The organism is Chitinophagaceae bacterium (assembly GCA_016713085.1).
In the GTDB taxonomy this organism is placed as follows: Bacteria; Bacteroidota; Bacteroidia; order Chitinophagales; family Chitinophagaceae; genus Lacibacter.
On sequence record JADJPV010000001.1, the window covers coordinates 1,806,735 to 1,823,258 of the forward strand.

Genomic DNA, 16,524 nt, shown 5'->3' on the forward strand with positions numbered 1-16,524 from the left:
CAGTATATTGTAATAAAAGAAGGCCGGAAATTTTTCCGGCCTTCTTATTATTTAAAATCCTCCTTTCCACTCAGGCAATCGGCCCGGTGTATAAGGAGCTCCATTTCTTTCAAGCATGTCTTCAAGTTTTTTTACTTCTTCAGCAATTGCTTTCAATTCATTGTAAACAGGGGTGAATTGCTTAGCAGCAACCTGGTAAGAATTCAGTTGAGTTTGTGTTGGTGCTGCTGTTGTGTTCCATAAAGAACCAATTACATAACCTATGCGTCCACCAATAGATGGAGTAGTTTCAAACTCTCTTCTTGCCAATGTTCCATCGCCATTCAACTGACGGTTAACAGCGTTTAATCTTTTTTCAACCTGCAAAATTGCTTTTGAAATATCAAGTGATTGCTTTGGCGTTTCAATCACTGCCTGTTTCATAAAGCGGAGTTTGTTCACCAGTTCGCCACGGTATTGATCCGCTGCTGCAGTAACACGGCTCAGCTCTGCAATTTTTTTACAGAAATCATCGAGCGCTTTTTTATCTGTTGCAGGAAGCGTAGCTGTATTTAATGCAACGGCTTTGAATGGTTGTGGTGCAATAATTTCTGTATATGCTCCGTCTTCAAATTTGCTGAGCGATACTTGATATGTTCCGGGCAAGGCAAAATATCCCTGGTCGGGAGAACTGAATGCAAATGATTCATCAAACGGAGTAAGATCAATTGGACCAAAAGGAGAAGTACGGAAATCCCACACAATCCTGTTCACACCTTTTTTAACCGGTGCTTTTATGCGGCGGACAACAGTTCCACTTTCATCTGTAACGGTAAACAATAAATGGGGTGCAGGCTGTTCATCTTCCAGTCTTAATGAATCAACAGATTTTTTCTGCTTATGCAGCACGGCGTTTTTCTTTAATGGTCTTAATATCATTCTTCAGATAATACGTAAACACGGCGCCCACTTTTGGATTAGGTGTTGTAAAGAAGCTTTCACCCTGAAAACCTTTTCCTCTTACACCCAATGGCTGCGATTGTATAAACATCCATGCATCTTTAACAGGAAAGATGATGGCTGCTTTATCAAGATCCTCTCTTTTTAAATTTCGTAACGGAGTATAATCATCCAGTATATAAAAACCACGGCCAAATGTTGCAAGAATTAAATCATTTTCTCTTTTCTGAATTTCTAAATCTTTCACAGCAATGGTTGGTAAACCTGATTTTAACTGTACCCATTTATCACCGCCATCAATGCTAACAAACAAACCAAACTCAGTACCAACAAACAGGAGGTCTTTGCTTACATGATCTTCGGCAATGGTATAGGAAGTTCCTCTTTCCGGTAAATTATTAGTAATGGCTTTCCAAGTTTTACCCCCATCACTTGTTTTGTAAACGTAGGGGTGTAAATCGCCATAGCGGTGATGATTGAATGTTACATAAGCAACATTTTTATCATGCTGCGATGTAATGATATGATTCACATAAGTTCTTTCAGGTACACCGGGAAGATTATCAACCTTTGTCCATGTGGCACCAGCATCATTTGTAATTTGAATTAATCCATCATCTGTACCAATATAAACGGTGTTCTCTTCAAACTTTGATTCTGCAATGGTTGTGATGTTACCATAAATATCTGTTGAACCATTTTTTGCAACAGCATCCATGCTCCATACTTTCCCCATTACAGGTAATTTATTCCGATCGATCTGTCTTGTTAAATCGGGGCTGATTACTTTCCATGTGCTGCCACGGTCTTCAGTGCGGAATAATTTATTAGCTCCGTGGTAGAGACGTTTGTTATCATATTTTGAAATCACCAATGGTGCATCCCAGTTCCAGCGGTAGGCTTCACCTTCCGGTTCCTGCGGCTGTATAAATAAAAACTCACCACTTTTTTTATCATACCTCGTTAATGCACCATACTGTGCCTGTGAGTAAACGATATCAGGATTGGTCTGATCAATCTGTGATTCATACCCATCACCAAGACTTGTAAAATACCAGTCAGAATTCATGATGCCGTTGGCACTTAATGTACGTGATGGCCCACCCATACTGAAATTATCCTGCGTACCTCCATGTATATGATAAAACGGAAATGCATTATCAGTTGCTACTTTATAAAACTGTGTTACGGGAAGATTGGCTTTGAAGTTCCAGTTTTCACCGGCATCAAAACTTTCATATACACCACCATCACAACCAACTAAGTATTGGTCTGTGTTTTTGGGATTGATCCAGAGTGAATGGTTATCGATATGTTTGCTTTTTTCACCAAGATTAGAAAATGTTTTTCCTCCATCTTTACTGATAACCATATAAGCGTTGATCACAAAAACTTTGTTGACATCTTTCGGATCGCAGAATATTTTTGATAATAGTTGCCGGAAGAAGTATAACCGCCCTGTTTTTCCCAGCTTGCACCACGATCGGTACTTTTAAATACACCGCCTTTTCCTTCTGTTGCTTCAACAACTGCATACAGTATATCTGGGTTTGCAGGAGAATAATTCAAACCAATTCTTCCAAGGTCACCACCGGGTAATCCACTCATCATCTTATTCCAGGTAGCACCGCCATCAGTACTTTTATACAATGCCGATTCAGGACCACCACCAATATAGGTAAACACTTTCCGCTGGCGCTGATGTGCAGCAGCATAAACAATGTTTGGATGACGTGGATCAAGCATTACTTCATTAAAGCCGGTATGCTCACTTACATTCAACACTTTGTTCCATGTTTTTCCGCCGTCTGTAGTTTTATAAATACCACGATCACCACCTGAATTCCACACAGGTCCGTATGCCGCAACATACACAATGTCGCTGTTGGTTGGATCAATCGCAATACGGCCAATATGTTCTGAATTTTTAAGGCCAACATTTTTCCAGCTCTTACCTGCATCTTCTGATTTGTACAAGCCATCACCATACCCCACAACACGCTGATTATTATTTTCACCACTGCCAACCCAAACAACGTTTGTATTGGTTGGATCAATTGCTAAACATCCAATGGAAAAAGAACCTTCGCCATCAAATACCGGAGAATAGGTAATACCGGCGTTTGTTGTTTTCCAAACACCTCCTGCAGCAGCGGCCACATAATACTCACTGTAATTTTTGGATTTACAGCAATATCAGCAATACGGCCGGAAGTAATTGCCGGTCCTACACTGCGGAACTGCAGGCCATTGAACAGCGATGAGGTTAATACATCTTTTGGTTCTTCCTTTACAGGAACCGTTGTTTTCTTTTGTGCAAATAAAGACGTTGAGCAGATAAAAAGCAGCAGGCTGCTGATAAGTTTGATTGATCTCATAACAGAAGTTTTACCGTAGAAAGGTAATGAATCAGCCGGGAAAATAGCGAATGAATCCATCGACGGTAATGCTAGAAAAACCTGTTATGATTGCTTTTATTTAGTTTTTACAAATACCGGCGCCTGTTCTGTTTTTATATCGTTGGTAAGCCGGGTAATTTTTCCTGTTGCATACTGCATGAGGTAAATGTCAAAATCCTTTCCATCGTTTGTAGACCGATCCATTACCAGCCATTCACCGTCAGGGCTCCAGGCATGATATCCACTGCTTAATTCATCTTTGGTGATCTGCCATTGTTTGCTGCAGTTCAATGTAAATGCATAAATCTGTGTTTGTTTGTTTTGACGGGAGAGATAACTGATGAACTGATATTTGCTGTTCCATTGCGGTGGTCCGGCATGATAATCAAACCAGGCTGTTGTAGTATCAGCAGCTGGAAAAAAAGTAAGCTGGCGAATGGGTTTGCCGTAAATATCAACCATCCATAATTCATCAAATACAGGTTGGCGCAGCTTACGGTCGGGGCGGTAACGCAATACAATTTCATTACCGCTCGGTAAAAAGAGAGGATCGTTTTTGTAAGAAACCGTATCGTAGCTGAGTTGTTTATAACTGCCTGTGCCCAGATTGAGGAGAAATAGTTGGGGTCTTAATTTTTCAATACGTCCTGTCACAATCATTTCGGTTCCTTTTTTTCTGCTGCTCATCGAGCTGTCTTCCAGTTGCAGGTTACTGATCTTACGTACATTATTTCCTTCGGCATCCATTTCGTATAAAAAATAACAACGGTGGCAGGTATCTCTGTCGCTGATGAAATAGACTTTATTTTCATATGCATAGTACACCCATTCCACACCGGGAGTATTACTGATATTTTTTCTGCCGGTACCATCCATGTTCATACTGTAGATATCGTAATTATCTTTTTCCCGGTCTTCCAGTACATTGAATACAACTTTGTAACTGGATTGCTGTGAAAAAGTACCGGTACATAATGCTGCAAGGTTACAGAGAAAGAAAAGTTTCTTCATGATTCAGGAATTGAGATACATGTTTGGAATATTAGATGCTGTATAGTTGATGTTATAAGCATGTTTTAATAAAGTTGAAACTACTTCATTAATTGTGCGTTCATCCCGATGCATTTGCGGAAGCAGACCCATCATTGCATAACTCAATGGATTTACTGCAGGAATAAATGTTTCCCATTGATATCCTTTTCCCCAAATGATCCCTTTTACAGTATAATCAAGCTGAGCTCCATGTTGTAAAAGGAACTGCATCATACCGGCAGATTGATGATTGTTTTGATTCACCGTATGAAAGATTGGAGTTTGTGCACCAAACCCAAACTCATCAGTACCGGCTGCAGCATTTACATCAGCTCCGTGTTTTACTAATAGTTCAGCACAGGATACATGATTAAACTCGGCACATACATGAAGCAATGTTGCATCCTGCAAAGGCGTATAGGCGCAGCGAAGTGAAATTTTTCTGGATACAACAGATGGGTCATTAATGATTTGCTTTTCCAGCATTTCTGCATCATTCAGTAATACCGCCAGTAATGACTTATCTGAAAATTCAAGGCCATAATCAACAAAAGTTTTTACACAGACTTTAAATGCAGGCGACCTGCTGTACTCACTGGTTAATTCATAAAGTAGAGGTTCGTTATTGTAGAACTCATTTGGACTGACCCCGTTTTCAAAACAATTCTTTATACCGGCAACGTTATGTAATTCAATTTGTGTTACCAGTTCCTGCAAGCTATCCGGAGACGAGTTGTTATCCTGCCTGATCATAGGCCTGTTTTATCCAGTTCATTAAATCTTTGTTGATTGTTGTTTGATCTTCCACCCTGATGCGGTGGGTACACATGGCATTCCATTTATTTCCTTCTTCCACATTTCCTGTGGCTGCAACTCCTTTAATATTCAGCCCAACATCGAGCCTGTCTTTTGTTGATGGCTGCAGAATGGCAAACTGTTTTTTTCTGCGCAGGCTAACATAGGCTTTCTTTGGAGATACTTCAATATCATTCCCAAAACCGTTGATCTCTTTCATTATCTGATCATACCATTGTTTTAATTCCTCTTTCCCTTTGTACTGTTCTGCAATCCAGTCGGTATCATTTCCTTCGGCCCCGGCATGTGATTGTTTGGCAAAATGAACCAGCGTATTTGCATTTCCATGTGTGAAGCCATGCTGTTCTTTTAAGAAACTAACCAGCTCACCGTGTTTACTGAATCCTGATTTATTAATAATGGCAATCCATTCAGCAAGTTTTTTGCCGGTTGCTTTTTCAATGTTGGCAATTTGTGTTTGAGTTGCCTTCTCAATTGCTTCGCTGCTCATATAAATTTGGTTTAGTTATTTGCCATAAAATTATCATTATTACCGGTTTAAATTTTTTTCATAAATCTTAATCCATTCATCAACAGTAATTTTTTTTGCCAGTTCGCCAAACAGCTGAAACGGAATTTTTTCCGGGTTCTTAAAACGGATACATGATTTTCCCATATCCAGTTTCCCGATTTTCGCTTTTTCATATTCTGTTGTAAACCATTTCAACAGTTTTGGGCTTCCGTAAAGACACATATGGTACACTGCAACAAAATTCTTCTGTGAAGCAATATTCAAAAAGGGCAGTGGAAGATGAGGTGTAACATGATAACCGGGGGGGTAAAGACTGTGCGGCACAACATAACCAATCATTCCATAACTCATTTCTTCTTTAAACCCTTTTGGAAGATTTTTTTTAATTTCTTTTCTCAACCTGTTGATTGCTTCTTTTCTTTTTGCAGGAAGTTCGCTGATATATTCTGCAACTGTGGTTGCTTTCGATTGCATGTGTTTTGGTTTTGAAGAGTAATCTATTTTTTCTTTTTTGAAGCCTTGGCAATTTTATTATACTCCAATGCCAGCTTCACCCAGTACTCCAGTTTCTTTTTAGTGGTTACTGCATCTGCACTTACAAATACATAACCTTTCATCACCTTCCCTGTAAAATCCATTGCTGTGCAACCTTCTTTTTCCATTACCTCGTCATATACTGCGGGATCAAGCCGTACCATCAGCCGTTCTTTTTCTACACCAATACACATCTTATCATTCACCATAAAGCACAACCCGCCAAACATTTTTTTCTCTTCTACATGTTTGTGCGTAAGAGCAATGAGCTCTCTTGCATGGTTGGCTAATTTTTCGTTATAGGCCATAAATGATGATTATGAATTTACAACGTTCTTTACCTGTACATTCCTGTTACGCAGATCGATTCCTCCTTCGCAAAGGCTTTTTAAATTCGCTAAATAAAAAGTCCATCCTGTTTTACATCCGAGGTGCCAGTAGTGCATACCCTGTTCATCAGTTGGAATATGATCCTGAACAAGCTCAACAATTGTTTCACCTTCTTCCTGTTTAATTGTAATGCTGCAGTTCCCTGCTTTTCCAAAACTGAACTGAATGAAATCTTTTCCATTACAGTCAAGAATGGTTCCATGTTCAACAGTATCATCATCCCAGCCATGCCAGAGCCAGCGGTAACTGTCGCCTGGCTGTACAGGTTCATGATCCGTTCGTAAACTTCCATCCTGTTTTTTGTATTCACTTAACCGTAAGAACCAATATTCCATTCCCTCTCTTGTAGCCCAGCAACTGTACAGTTTTTCAACTGTTGTGTGAATATTAATCCTGGTAACAAAACGGCTCCAATCATATGCACTCATGGCTTATTGTTTTTGACGGGAGTAATAAAAGTTTGATTTTTTTTGCGGCATTGCAGGGCCTGCATCTACAACAGCATGAATAGAATCTTTGGTAATAAGGTTGTAGATGATTCTTTTTGGAAAATCATGTTCAGGATTTTCTGCAACAAAACCGTTTTCGTTGTGAGATGTAAGTTTAAACTCAACAGGCTGATTGTTGTTTTGTCCTTCTGCAACAGGGATGTAGTAGTATGCATTATTCCTGTATACCAGTTGAATCTTTTCAAGAAAAACAGTATCACCGCTTGTGTTTTTTACCAGCATGCTTTTGCCAGAAAGTGTGCTGTCGTTTGAAGACTTCCATTTTTCGTAGATAACTCCTTTCTTTGTTTCCATCTTCCATCTTCCAATCAGCCAGTCGAAGGAATGCATATTTGCAGCATGCGAACTCTCTTTGTTTGAGAATGCGGCAGAAATAAGAATGATGCTGGAAAAAATGACAAGCCGTTTCATTTGAGGTATTTTTCAGGAACTGAATGTAAAGCAATGCGGTTGCCTTCTGTATCAAAGAACACAGCCATATAACCATACTCCGGACTGATTTCCGTTTTAGGCATCATAATTTTTCCACCTGCTGCTTCCACCCTGCTCAGTACAATCTGCACATCTGGATTTCCATTCAAATAAATCAATGGGCCATCGGTAGCAGAAGGTTTATGAAAGCCACCACTGTCAACTAATGTACCGCCAACGCCCTTCATCGGGTCATCCAGCGGAAACATCCGCATTTTCATTTGCGGCATATCCAGCGCATTCATCTTAATCAGAAAAATGCTTTCATAAAATTTTTGTGCTCTGTCAATGTCGGTTGCCGGTATTTCAAACCAGCTGATTGCGTTATCCATAATCTGTAATTTTTGTTTAATGAATTATTTTAATAGTTGATCGGTACTAATCCAGTAAATATTATCCCAGCCGTTTAAAGGCTGCTGTGTCATTTCTTTCAGGTGCCGGATTGTTTGCGGTTGATCAAATGGAATCTGGATGCTGCTGTTGCGGCTGCTGGTAAAGAAAAATATTTTTTATCAGGACTTACATAGGGACAATAGGTAAGTCCTGTTGCATTGATGCTGTTTCCAAGATTGTTTGATTCGCCCCATTCGCCCTGTTCATTTTTCTTACTGATATATAGATCGCCAATGCCATAAGCACCTTTTCTTTTATAGCCGCTGTAAATAATATACCGTTCATCTGCATCAACAAATGCATTGAATTCATCACCTGCAGTATTGATTACACCGGGCAGGCTTACGGCTTCTTCATATTGTCCATTTACCCATTTGCAAAGCACAATATCTTCTCCTTTGTCTTTCATGGCTCTTGTAAAATAGAGGTTGCCTGTTTTTGTAAGCGATGGATAAAATTCATCAGCTGATGTATTCACTGCACTTTGCAAAGGAGTTGGATCAATCCATTTTCCACTTTGTTTTGATACATACCAGATATTATAATCTTTACCATTGCTTCCCGGTATTGGGCGGTTTGATGCGAAGTAAAGTTTATTCCCATCGGGTGAATAGGCAGGTTCAAGATCATTATATTGTCCGCAAAAGTTTGCAACTTCAGGCTTACTCCACTTGCCATTTATTTTTTGCACCTGCATGATAACACTGAACTGACCGCCCCGATATTGGATTGTATAAAAAAATTCAGATGCATCAGGAGCTATGGCCATATCCCTGTTTCCTAATTCATCTGATACAATACCGGGCGCAAATACAACCGCTGTTGTACCCGGCACAGGTTGATTAAAGAATAAATGATGATCGCTGCTTTGTGCAAACAGCTGAAGTGATGTAAACAGCAGAAGACTTATATGGATCAGTTTGTATCTCATCAGTAATCACCGAATTAAAGTTTTGTTCTTGTTTCTTTCAATCCTTTGCTTTGTAAATAGTCAAACAGTTCTTTTGCATCTTCACCACCTCTCTGTGCATGATGCAATAGTGTATAACCATGCGGACCTCTTGCATACAAGTAAGCAGGATAGGTTTCAATATAGGCTTTTACAATTTGCGTTTTACCCAGCATCGTCAGTACAAATAAATTTGTTCTTGCTCCTTTTTCAATGAGGTAATTGGCAATTTCTTTAGTGCCAACATGTCCTGCGCCTTCCAGCCCTGTTTCAAAATCGCCTCCGCCCCAATCCCATGTTGCATACAGCAATGTAGGAAATTCAAGCAGGAGCTGTTTTACTTTATCAAGATTATTATGACCGGCTCCAACAAAGTCTTTTACCTTTTCTGGTGGCAATGGATCTCCTTTGGGTTGTTTAGTTGGCGGAGCAGTTTGTGAAAGAAGAAAGGAGGGAACAGCAAGAAAACTGCTGCCAATTGCTGCCTGCTGTAAAAAAGATTTACGATTCATGGTTATTGCTTTCTTTAAAGTTCCGAAATAGAGTGAATGAATTTATTCCGCTCATCATTTCTTACGATGGTACTCCAGGTCATATTCTGTTAACCATGTTGCGCTGTTGTCTTTACTTATTTCACCCAACTGGCGAACTTTATCTGCACCTATATTAAAAAAGGTAAGCCGCCTTATTGCCATGCTGTCCTGTGTAAACAGAAACGGCCTGGTAATGAAAATAATTTTTCTGTCTTCAAACTTACCCTCCAGGTATTCGGTACTGCCTGCCGCATTATCAACCCAGGTTTGCTGCCACTGTTTGGTAGTTGCATTATAGGTATTGAAACTTTTGCCTGCATAACGTAAACCCTGCGTAACAGCAGCGCTTGTCCATTCTTCTAAAATAATACAACTGTCGAGGATGACACTGATCTTACTGTCACCAGCCTTTTTACCATTTGGTGAATAGGCTTCCCATTCGCCAAGCCAGAAATCGAACTGCCGGTAAACAGGATTGCTGCATGGTTTATTATTTTGTTGAGAGAAAGAAGAATAAGAACTGACTACAGTAATCAGGAAGAAAGCATACTTTACCATAAGCGTTATTTGTTGGGGATTCTTAAATTTAACTGATCATTTTTAATTTTTTTCCCTCTTTTTATGAATGGTATGTCCGGAAATTATAACTCTGGACGTCATTACAAAAATCATTTCAAAACAATAAAACAACTATTATGGAAAAGTTTATGTTAATCTTTCAGGGTGAAATGCCTTCTGACTCTAATCCTTCTCCACAGCAAATGCAGGAAAGTATGGGCAAGTGGTTTGCATGGATTGATAAGCTGGCAAAGGCCGGTAAGTATGTTTCCGGCGAACCGTTATTACCCGGTGGAAAAGTGATCAAAGGGAATCATAAATCCGTAACTGATGGACCTTTTACCGAGGGCAAGGAAATTATTGGCGGCTATTTTATTATTAATGCAGCTGATTATGATGAAGCCATTGCTCTTTGCGCTGATTTTCCCGATTATGAAACAGGTGGTGCTGTTATTGTACGCCAGGTACAGAAAATGGACATGCCTTCTTAACAATAAGATGTTGCAGGCAGACAAAAATTGAAGTATTTTACCAGTCAGCATTTTTCACCTCAAAACATTCAGACATGAAACAGCTATTAGGTTTAATTGGGTTGCTGATCTTATCCGGCTTTACCGGCATTGACAACAGTATTACAAAGGAGGAAAGAAAATCGGCCATCAGTTATTTTAAACAAACGCAGCAGGACTTTATAAAAGAGATTAAAGGACTGAGCGAAGCACAACTTAACTGGAAACCGGCAGACAGCGTTTGGAGTGTTGCCAATTGTGCTGAACACATTACTATTTCTGAAAAGAACCTGTTTGACTGGGGAATGGGCACTTTGAAAGCGCCTGCTGACCCCACAAAAAGGAAGGAACTGAAACATGATGATGAAGCTATTAAGAATATGATCGGCAGCCGTACGGTGAAAGTTAAAACAAGAGAAGACTTTTATCCAACCGGGCAATTTGGGAATACGGCACAAACTTTAGTTGTATTTAAAGAACGCCGTGCTGACCTGATTAAGTACATGAAATCAACAGAAGATGACTTACGCAATCATTTTGCTGAAACACCTGTTGGGTTGATAGACACTTATCAACTGCTGATTTTTTTAAGTGCACATACAAAACGGCACACCCTGCAGATTGCTGAATTAAAAGCACATCCGGATTTTCCAAAGCAGTAATTTTTTCAAAAAGCCCAATAGCCGGAAAGGCGGGAAGAATAATTGTAAATCACACTTATCAACTTCCCGCCTTTCCGGCAAATAAACTAGACAGCCTGTTTATTTTAAAAGATCGAGTAAATTGCAGAAAAGATTGTTTGAAAACCTCCTCTCATATTGATGAAACTGTTGATCATCTCTTCCGGCATGAGTGGGGAAAGCTTGTATCTGTGCTAACTAAACTGTTTGGTACGCAGAACTTAGAGTTAGCAGAGGATGTGGTGCAGGATACATTAGTAACAGCACTCGGTAACTGGAAAATCAACGGACTTCCGCAAAATCCTTCGGCCTGGTTATTTACTGCTGCAAGAAATAAAGCTGTTGATGTATTACGTCAGCAAAAACGAAAAGACGAATTCTCCAAAAGCATTACTCCGCTTCTCCAGTCAGAATATACACTGGCACCAACTGTAAAAGAAATGGTGAACACAAATACCATTGATGATGATCAGCTGCGGATGATGTTTGTTTGCTGTCATCCTTCTTTATCAACAGAAGCACAGGTATCGTTGATTTTAAAAACACTTTGCGGTTTCAGTGTTACAGAAATTGCCAAAGCATTTGTTACCGGATACGATACCATTGAAAAAAGATTGTACCGTGCAAGACAAACATTTCGTGAAAACAATGTTCAGTTTGAATTGCCTGCAGCGGCAGATCTTGATAACCGGGTGGAAGCTGTATTGATGGCCATCTATCTTTTATTCAATGAAGGATATAACTCCACTAATCATGAAGACCTGATCCGCAACGACCTGATGAATGAAGCCATGCGGATGTGTGAACTTATCTGCCGCAACGAAAAAGTGAACCATGCCAATACCCATGCACTGATGGCGTTGATGTGTTTTACCGCATCAAGAAATGATGCAAGACTCGATAAAGAGGGAAACATCCTGTTATTAAAACAACAGGACCGCAATAAGTGGAACAGGGCATTGATTGAAACAGGTGTGTTTCATCTCGAAGAATCAGCAGCAGGAGAAACCATCAGCAAATATCATATTGAAGCGGGGATTGCCTACGAGCATGCTCAGGCAAGAGATTATCATCATACCAACTGGAACAATATTCTTCATTGTTATAATTTACTCTATCAATTGTATCCTACACCCATCATTGCTTTAAACAGGGCCATTGTGATCAGTGAACTAAATGGAGCAGAAGCAGCCATCAGTGCGATTGAAAATATTCAGCAGCTTTCTTCCTTAAAAAATTATTACCTGCTTCCGGCAACACTGGGCGAACTGCACTGGCAGCTGAAACAGTACGACAAAGCCAGAACTTATTTTGAAGAAGCCATTACCCTAACCCAATCAGCCATTGAAAAAAAGTTACTGCAGCAAAAGATCAGTCAGCAGGTTTAAATCATTTCTTTTTTCTGCTTTGCCTTAACTTTGCTGTAAATACTTCTGAAATGAATAAGTGGGGATTGATACTGGTTTTCATTATTGTTGCTGTTGTTGTTGTTTCAGCAGATGCTGCAGCGCAATGTTCTATCTGTACAAAAACCGCTTCACAGCTGGGTGAAAAACCGGCCAAAGCTTTGAATGGTGCTATTATCTATTTGATGGCTGCTCCTTTTGCCATAGTTGGTTTTATTGGCTGGCGCTGGTGGAAAAGCCAGAAAGAAGAAGAAGTATAAGCCACTGATCACTTTCTCTTTTTGCAATCGCCCTCTTCCCGTAACTTGTATGCATTAACCAACTGTATATGAGAAAATATTTCTTTTTGCTGTTGCTGCTTCCTTTATCAATTGCAGCACAGAACCTGCCTGCCGGCAGGCAAGGACTCCCAACTATTGAAGAAAAAACAAACGGACTGAAAAAGTATGAAGGCTACTTCAACTTTTACTGGGATGAAAATACCGGTAAAGTTTGGCTGGAAGTAGACAAACTTGAAACCGAATTATTATATGTTATTTCCTTGCCTGCAGGTTTAGGTTCAAATGATATTGGACTTGATCGTGGATTGCTGGGCGATGACCGTGTGGTAAAGTTTAGTAAAGTGGGCAGAAAGGTTTTACTCGTTCAACCCAACTATGGATACAGAGCTTTATCAAACGACCATGCTGAGAAAAGAGCAGTGGAACAATCCTTTGCACAATCAACCATTTGGGGTTTTATGGTTGAAGCAGAAAGCAATGGAAAATTTTTAGTTGATGCAACAGATTTTTTAATGCGTGATGCCATGAAAGTGAGCAATGCCATCCGCAGAATGCGCCAGGGAAATTATCAGCTTGATAAAACAAGAAGTGCCATGTACCTGGCACGCACCAAAAAACTTTCCACTCAATTCTGAACTGGAAGTAACCGTTACTTATACCAATGCCGATGGTGAAGTGGGGAATTTTGTACAGCCTGTTGCTCCATCAACCGAAGCCATTACCTTGCGCATTCATCATTCACTGGTACAACTGCCCGATAATAATTATCAGCCAAGAGTATTTGATCCACGCAGCAGTTTTATCCCGGTTTCTTTTTATGATTATGCATCACCGGTTAGCTCACCCATTGAAAAATATTATATCATCCGTCACCGCTTGAAGAAAAAAGATCCAACAGCTGCCATCAGTGAGCCGGTAAAACCAATCATTTATTATTTAGATAACGGTACACCAGAACCGATCCGTTCTGCTTTGCTCGATGGTGCCGGCTGGTGGAGCCAGGCATTTGAAGCTGCCGGATATAAAAATGCATTCCAGATAAGAGTATTGCCCGACAGTGCTGACCCGATGGACATCCGTTACAACATGATCAACTGGGTACACCGTTCTACACGTGGCTGGAGTTATGGCGCTTCGGTTGTTGATCCCCGTACAGGAGAAATTATTAAAGGACAGGTATCGCTTGGTTCACTCCGTGTACGTCAGGATTATCTCATCTTCTCCGGTTTATTATCACCATATGAAACAGGAATTCCTGCCAATGATCAAATGTTGAAAGCGGCATTGGCAAGATTGCGCCAGTTATCAGCACATGAAGTGGGACATACCATCGGCCTCATGCACAATTATGCCAGCAGTGTAAGCAACCGTGCAAGTGTAATGGATTATCCGCATCCACTGATTCAGCTGAATGCAAAAGGTGAAATGGATTTTTCAGAAGTATATGACGAAAAAATTGGAGACTGGGATAAGGTAGCAGTTACATGGGGCTACCAGGATTTTCCTTCAACAGTGAACGAAAAAACCTCATTAAATATAATTATGTCTGAAGCAATCAAAAGAGGATTGCAATTCATCAGCGACCGTGATGCAAGATCCCCTGGTGGGTTACATCCTGATGCACATTTGTGGGACAACGGAACAAACGTGGTTGATGGATTGAAAGAAGTGATGAAAGTTCGTACCAAAGCATTGCAGCAGTTTGGTGAAAAAAATATTGTACCCGGTATGCCGATGGCGATGCTGGAAGATGCACTGGTGCCAGTTTATTTTTATCACCGTTATCAGATTGAAGCAGTAACAAAACTTGTTGGCGGCATGTATTACTCTTATGCAGTAAGAGGCGATGGACAGGTGATTACAAAAATGCTGAGTAAAGCTGAACAGCAAAATGCATTGAATGCAGTGATTGATTGTATTGATCCGAAAGTTTTGCAGATCCCTGATCGTATTGCTGCTTTAATTCCGCCACGGCCATCGGGTTATATTGGTTCAAGAGAATTGTTCAGGAAAAGAACAGGTTTGTCGTTTGATCAGTTATCACCTGCTGAAACGGCTGCTGATCTTCCGTTCTCTTTTTTATTCAACAGCGAACGCTTAAGCCGAATGGTTCAATTTGAAACAAATGGCGGATTAGGTTTAAATGAAATGATACAGACCCTCGTTGATAAAACATGGAAAGCCACAAGAAGAAGCGGCATGGAAGGATTGATTCAGCAGCAAACAGAACAGGTGCTGTTAACTTACCTCTTAGCTTCGTCCGTTGATGAAAACAATTCTTTTGCTGTAAGAAGTGTGCTGCAAAAAGCATTGACTGATCTGAAGAAATATATCGATCTGCAACTGAAGACAGCAACTTCAACATACAATGGTCATCTGCAACTCGCTTTTGAACGGATGAAAAATCCAAAAGACGCCAAACCAACTTTACATAAAGAAGCACCGCCGGGAGCACCGATTGGTTGCGATGCGGAATGAGTGAGCTAAGAGTTCAAAGGAGGGAAAAGAGAAAAGGAGATCAATTCTATCTCCTTTTCTCTTTTTATTTCAGTATGCTGTTTGTAAATATTAATGAGTGTTTTTTGTATTCCTCTTTACATCTCTTTCTCTCTTTTGATCTCTTAGCCAACTCTTTGCCTTTGTTTTGCCTCGTTGCCTTGTTCATTCCTCTTTCAACTCTTTTTCGTCTTTGAACTCTTAGCTATACTGCTTTATAAATTGATATAAATTAAACTCCCCTTTGTCTAATACAGTATCAATCTTCAGTTTCAATTCTTTTTTCTGTACATCATTCATCCGTTTCTGCTGAATTAAATAATAGGCTTTCTCTGCCAGTAACCAGCTTCTGCGTTCATTGGTATAATGATGTTTCAGTAACTCATCAATCTTCATCCACAATTCATTTGCTCCCTGTTTTTCCGTAGCGATTGTTTTAATAACAGGGATCTCCTGTTGCGTAGTTGCAAAAGCAGGAGCCAGCATCATTTTTAAATTCCTTACAAACAATTCCGCATCCGGACGGTCAGCTTTGTTTACTGCAAATATGTCGGCAATTTCCATCAACCCTGCTTTCATGGTTTGCACTTCATCACCGGCTTCCGGTACGAGTACAACAACAGTTACATCAGCAAGACCTGCAATCTCAATTTCACTCTGTCCCACACCAACTGTTTCAACTATTACATAATCATAATCAGCTATTTTACATACCTCAGCGATCTCTAAAATTTTCGGATGCAATCCACCCAGCGAACCACGGGTAGCCAGCGAACGGATAAATACATTGGGATGATTGTACCAGTTGCTCATGCGGATACGATCTCCAAGTAATGCACCTAAATTAAATGGCGAAGATGGATCAACACAAAGCACCGCTATTTTTTTTCCTTCTTCAACCAGTAAACCAATCAATGAATCAACCATGGTACTTTTCCCTGCACCGGGCGGGCCGGTAATACCAATAACAGGAGTAGTGGAAGCAGGTATGGTTTGCAGAAACTCTTCATAACCCGGCACTTCATTTTCAATCAGTGAAATGCAGCGGGCCAGACTTTTCTGGTTACCTTCCCTGATTTCCTGTTGTAATGATTGCCACATTTCACAAACCTAAACGA

General features: G+C 40.2%; 16 protein-coding genes and 2 pseudogenes. 5 read left to right on the plus strand and 13 right to left on the minus strand.

The features are described from left to right. Positions 1-51 precede the first annotated feature (51 nt). From IPK31_08795 to IPK31_08850, 12 genes and pseudogenes are all read right to left on the minus strand, one after another. Positions 52-3,317: pseudogene (locus IPK31_08795) on the minus strand (glycosyl hydrolase). A 96-nt stretch (positions 3,318-3,413) separates the two neighbouring features. Further along, positions 3,414-4,349, minus strand: a complete 936-nt coding sequence (locus IPK31_08800; protein ID MBK8088024.1) for a hypothetical protein — start codon at positions 4,347-4,349, stop codon at positions 3,414-3,416. 3 nt (positions 4,350-4,352) lie between these two features. Beyond that, on the minus strand, positions 4,353-5,123 hold the full coding sequence (locus IPK31_08805) for an ankyrin repeat domain-containing protein (protein ID MBK8088025.1): 771 nt from the start codon (positions 5,121-5,123) through the stop codon (positions 4,353-4,355). Then, on the minus strand, positions 5,107-5,661 hold the full coding sequence (locus tag IPK31_08810; GenBank protein MBK8088026.1) for a DUF4287 domain-containing protein: 555 nt from the start codon (positions 5,659-5,661) through the stop codon (positions 5,107-5,109). Before IPK31_08810 ends, IPK31_08805 begins: the two co-directional genes overlap by 17 nt. Before the next feature lie 54 nt (positions 5,662-5,715). Continuing rightward, positions 5,716-6,171, minus strand: a complete 456-nt coding sequence (locus IPK31_08815) for a DUF1801 domain-containing protein (protein ID MBK8088027.1) — start codon at positions 6,169-6,171, stop codon at positions 5,716-5,718. Positions 6,172-6,194: 23 nt separating this feature from the next. Then, positions 6,195-6,539, minus strand: a complete 345-nt coding sequence (locus tag IPK31_08820) for a TfoX/Sxy family protein (GenBank protein MBK8088028.1) — start codon at positions 6,537-6,539, stop codon at positions 6,195-6,197. Positions 6,540-6,548: 9 nt separating this feature from the next. Beyond that, the gene (locus tag IPK31_08825) at positions 6,549-7,049 is read right to left on the minus strand and encodes an SRPBCC domain-containing protein (GenBank protein ID MBK8088029.1); all 501 of its coding nucleotides are present in this window, start codon (positions 7,047-7,049) and stop codon (positions 6,549-6,551) included. 3 nt (positions 7,050-7,052) lie between these two features. After that, on the minus strand, positions 7,053-7,541 hold the full coding sequence (locus IPK31_08830; protein MBK8088030.1) for a hypothetical protein: 489 nt from the start codon (positions 7,539-7,541) through the stop codon (positions 7,053-7,055). Further along, the gene (locus IPK31_08835; GenBank protein ID MBK8088031.1) at positions 7,538-7,933 is read right to left on the minus strand and encodes a VOC family protein; all 396 of its coding nucleotides are present in this window, start codon (positions 7,931-7,933) and stop codon (positions 7,538-7,540) included. The genes IPK31_08830 and IPK31_08835 overlap by 4 nt, the downstream gene beginning before the upstream one ends. A gap of 98 nt (positions 7,934-8,031) precedes the next feature. Next, positions 8,032-8,925 carry a PD40 domain-containing protein gene (locus tag IPK31_08840; GenBank protein MBK8088032.1) on the minus strand — a complete coding sequence of 298 codons (894 nt, stop codon included), beginning with the start codon at positions 8,923-8,925 and terminating at the stop codon, positions 8,032-8,034. 14 nt (positions 8,926-8,939) lie between these two features. Then, complete coding sequence (locus IPK31_08845) at positions 8,940-9,341, minus strand: ankyrin repeat domain-containing protein (protein MBK8088033.1); 402 nt, start codon at positions 9,339-9,341, stop codon at positions 8,940-8,942. 168 nt (positions 9,342-9,509) lie between these two features. Beyond that, entirely contained in the window at positions 9,510-10,034 is a 525-nt protein-coding gene (locus IPK31_08850) for a hypothetical protein (protein ID MBK8088034.1), read from the minus strand. A gap of 137 nt (positions 10,035-10,171) precedes the next feature. Here IPK31_08850 and IPK31_08855 point away from each other — a divergent pair, with 137 nt between their 5' ends. The 5 genes and pseudogenes from IPK31_08855 (at position 10,172) to IPK31_08875 (ending at position 15,388) form a co-directional block, all read left to right on the plus strand. Beyond that, positions 10,172-10,525 carry a hypothetical protein gene (locus IPK31_08855; GenBank protein ID MBK8088035.1) on the plus strand — a complete coding sequence of 118 codons (354 nt, stop codon included), beginning with the start codon at positions 10,172-10,174 and terminating at the stop codon, positions 10,523-10,525. 74 nt (positions 10,526-10,599) lie between these two features. Then, entirely contained in the window at positions 10,600-11,205 is a 606-nt protein-coding gene (locus IPK31_08860; GenBank protein MBK8088036.1) for a DinB family protein, read from the plus strand. A 137-nt stretch (positions 11,206-11,342) separates the two neighbouring features. Then, complete coding sequence (locus IPK31_08865) at positions 11,343-12,611, plus strand: sigma-70 family RNA polymerase sigma factor (protein MBK8088037.1); 1,269 nt, start codon at positions 11,343-11,345, stop codon at positions 12,609-12,611. Positions 12,612-12,661: 50 nt separating this feature from the next. Continuing rightward, positions 12,662-12,889 (plus strand): hypothetical protein, encoded by a 228-nt coding sequence (locus tag IPK31_08870; protein MBK8088038.1) that lies wholly within the window; start codon positions 12,662-12,664, stop codon positions 12,887-12,889. A 68-nt stretch (positions 12,890-12,957) separates the two neighbouring features. Beyond that, positions 12,958-15,388 (plus strand): annotated as a pseudogene (locus IPK31_08875) (zinc-dependent metalloprotease). Positions 15,389-15,607: 219 nt separating this feature from the next. On the opposite strand, the gene meaB reads toward IPK31_08875, so the two are convergent. After that, entirely contained in the window at positions 15,608-16,507 is a 900-nt protein-coding gene (meaB, locus tag IPK31_08880) for a methylmalonyl Co-A mutase-associated GTPase MeaB (protein ID MBK8088039.1), read from the minus strand. Between the last annotated feature and the right edge of the window lie 17 nt (positions 16,508-16,524).

What these genes read in the sequence shown, in the direction of transcription:
- IPK31_08800 (MBK8088024.1), bottom strand. Translation starts at nt 4,349, where the DNA reads ATGAAGAAACTTTTCTTTCTCTGTAACCTTGCAGCATTATGTACCGGT.
- IPK31_08805 (MBK8088025.1), bottom strand. Translation starts at nt 5,123, where the DNA reads ATGATCAGGCAGGATAACAACTCGTCTCCGGATAGCTTGCAGGAACTG.
- IPK31_08815 (MBK8088027.1), bottom strand. Translation starts at nt 6,171, where the DNA reads ATGCAATCGAAAGCAACCACAGTTGCAGAATATATCAGCGAACTTCCT.
- IPK31_08820 (MBK8088028.1), bottom strand. Translation starts at nt 6,539, where the DNA reads ATGGCCTATAACGAAAAATTAGCCAACCATGCAAGAGAGCTCATTGCT.
- IPK31_08825 (MBK8088029.1), bottom strand. Translation starts at nt 7,049, where the DNA reads ATGAGTGCATATGATTGGAGCCGTTTTGTTACCAGGATTAATATTCAC.
- IPK31_08830 (MBK8088030.1), bottom strand. Translation starts at nt 7,541, where the DNA reads ATGAAACGGCTTGTCATTTTTTCCAGCATCATTCTTATTTCTGCCGCA.
- IPK31_08835 (MBK8088031.1), bottom strand. Translation starts at nt 7,933, where the DNA reads ATGGATAACGCAATCAGCTGGTTTGAAATACCGGCAACCGACATTGAC.
- IPK31_08840 (MBK8088032.1), bottom strand. Translation starts at nt 8,925, where the DNA reads ATGAGATACAAACTGATCCATATAAGTCTTCTGCTGTTTACATCACTT.
- IPK31_08850 (MBK8088034.1), bottom strand. Translation starts at nt 10,034, where the DNA reads ATGGTAAAGTATGCTTTCTTCCTGATTACTGTAGTCAGTTCTTATTCT.
- IPK31_08855 (MBK8088035.1), top strand. Translation starts at nt 10,172, where the DNA reads ATGGAAAAGTTTATGTTAATCTTTCAGGGTGAAATGCCTTCTGACTCT.
- IPK31_08860 (MBK8088036.1), top strand. Translation starts at nt 10,600, where the DNA reads ATGAAACAGCTATTAGGTTTAATTGGGTTGCTGATCTTATCCGGCTTT.
- IPK31_08870 (MBK8088038.1), top strand. Translation starts at nt 12,662, where the DNA reads ATGAATAAGTGGGGATTGATACTGGTTTTCATTATTGTTGCTGTTGTT.
- meaB (MBK8088039.1), bottom strand. Translation starts at nt 16,507, where the DNA reads ATGTGGCAATCATTACAACAGGAAATCAGGGAAGGTAACCAGAAAAGT.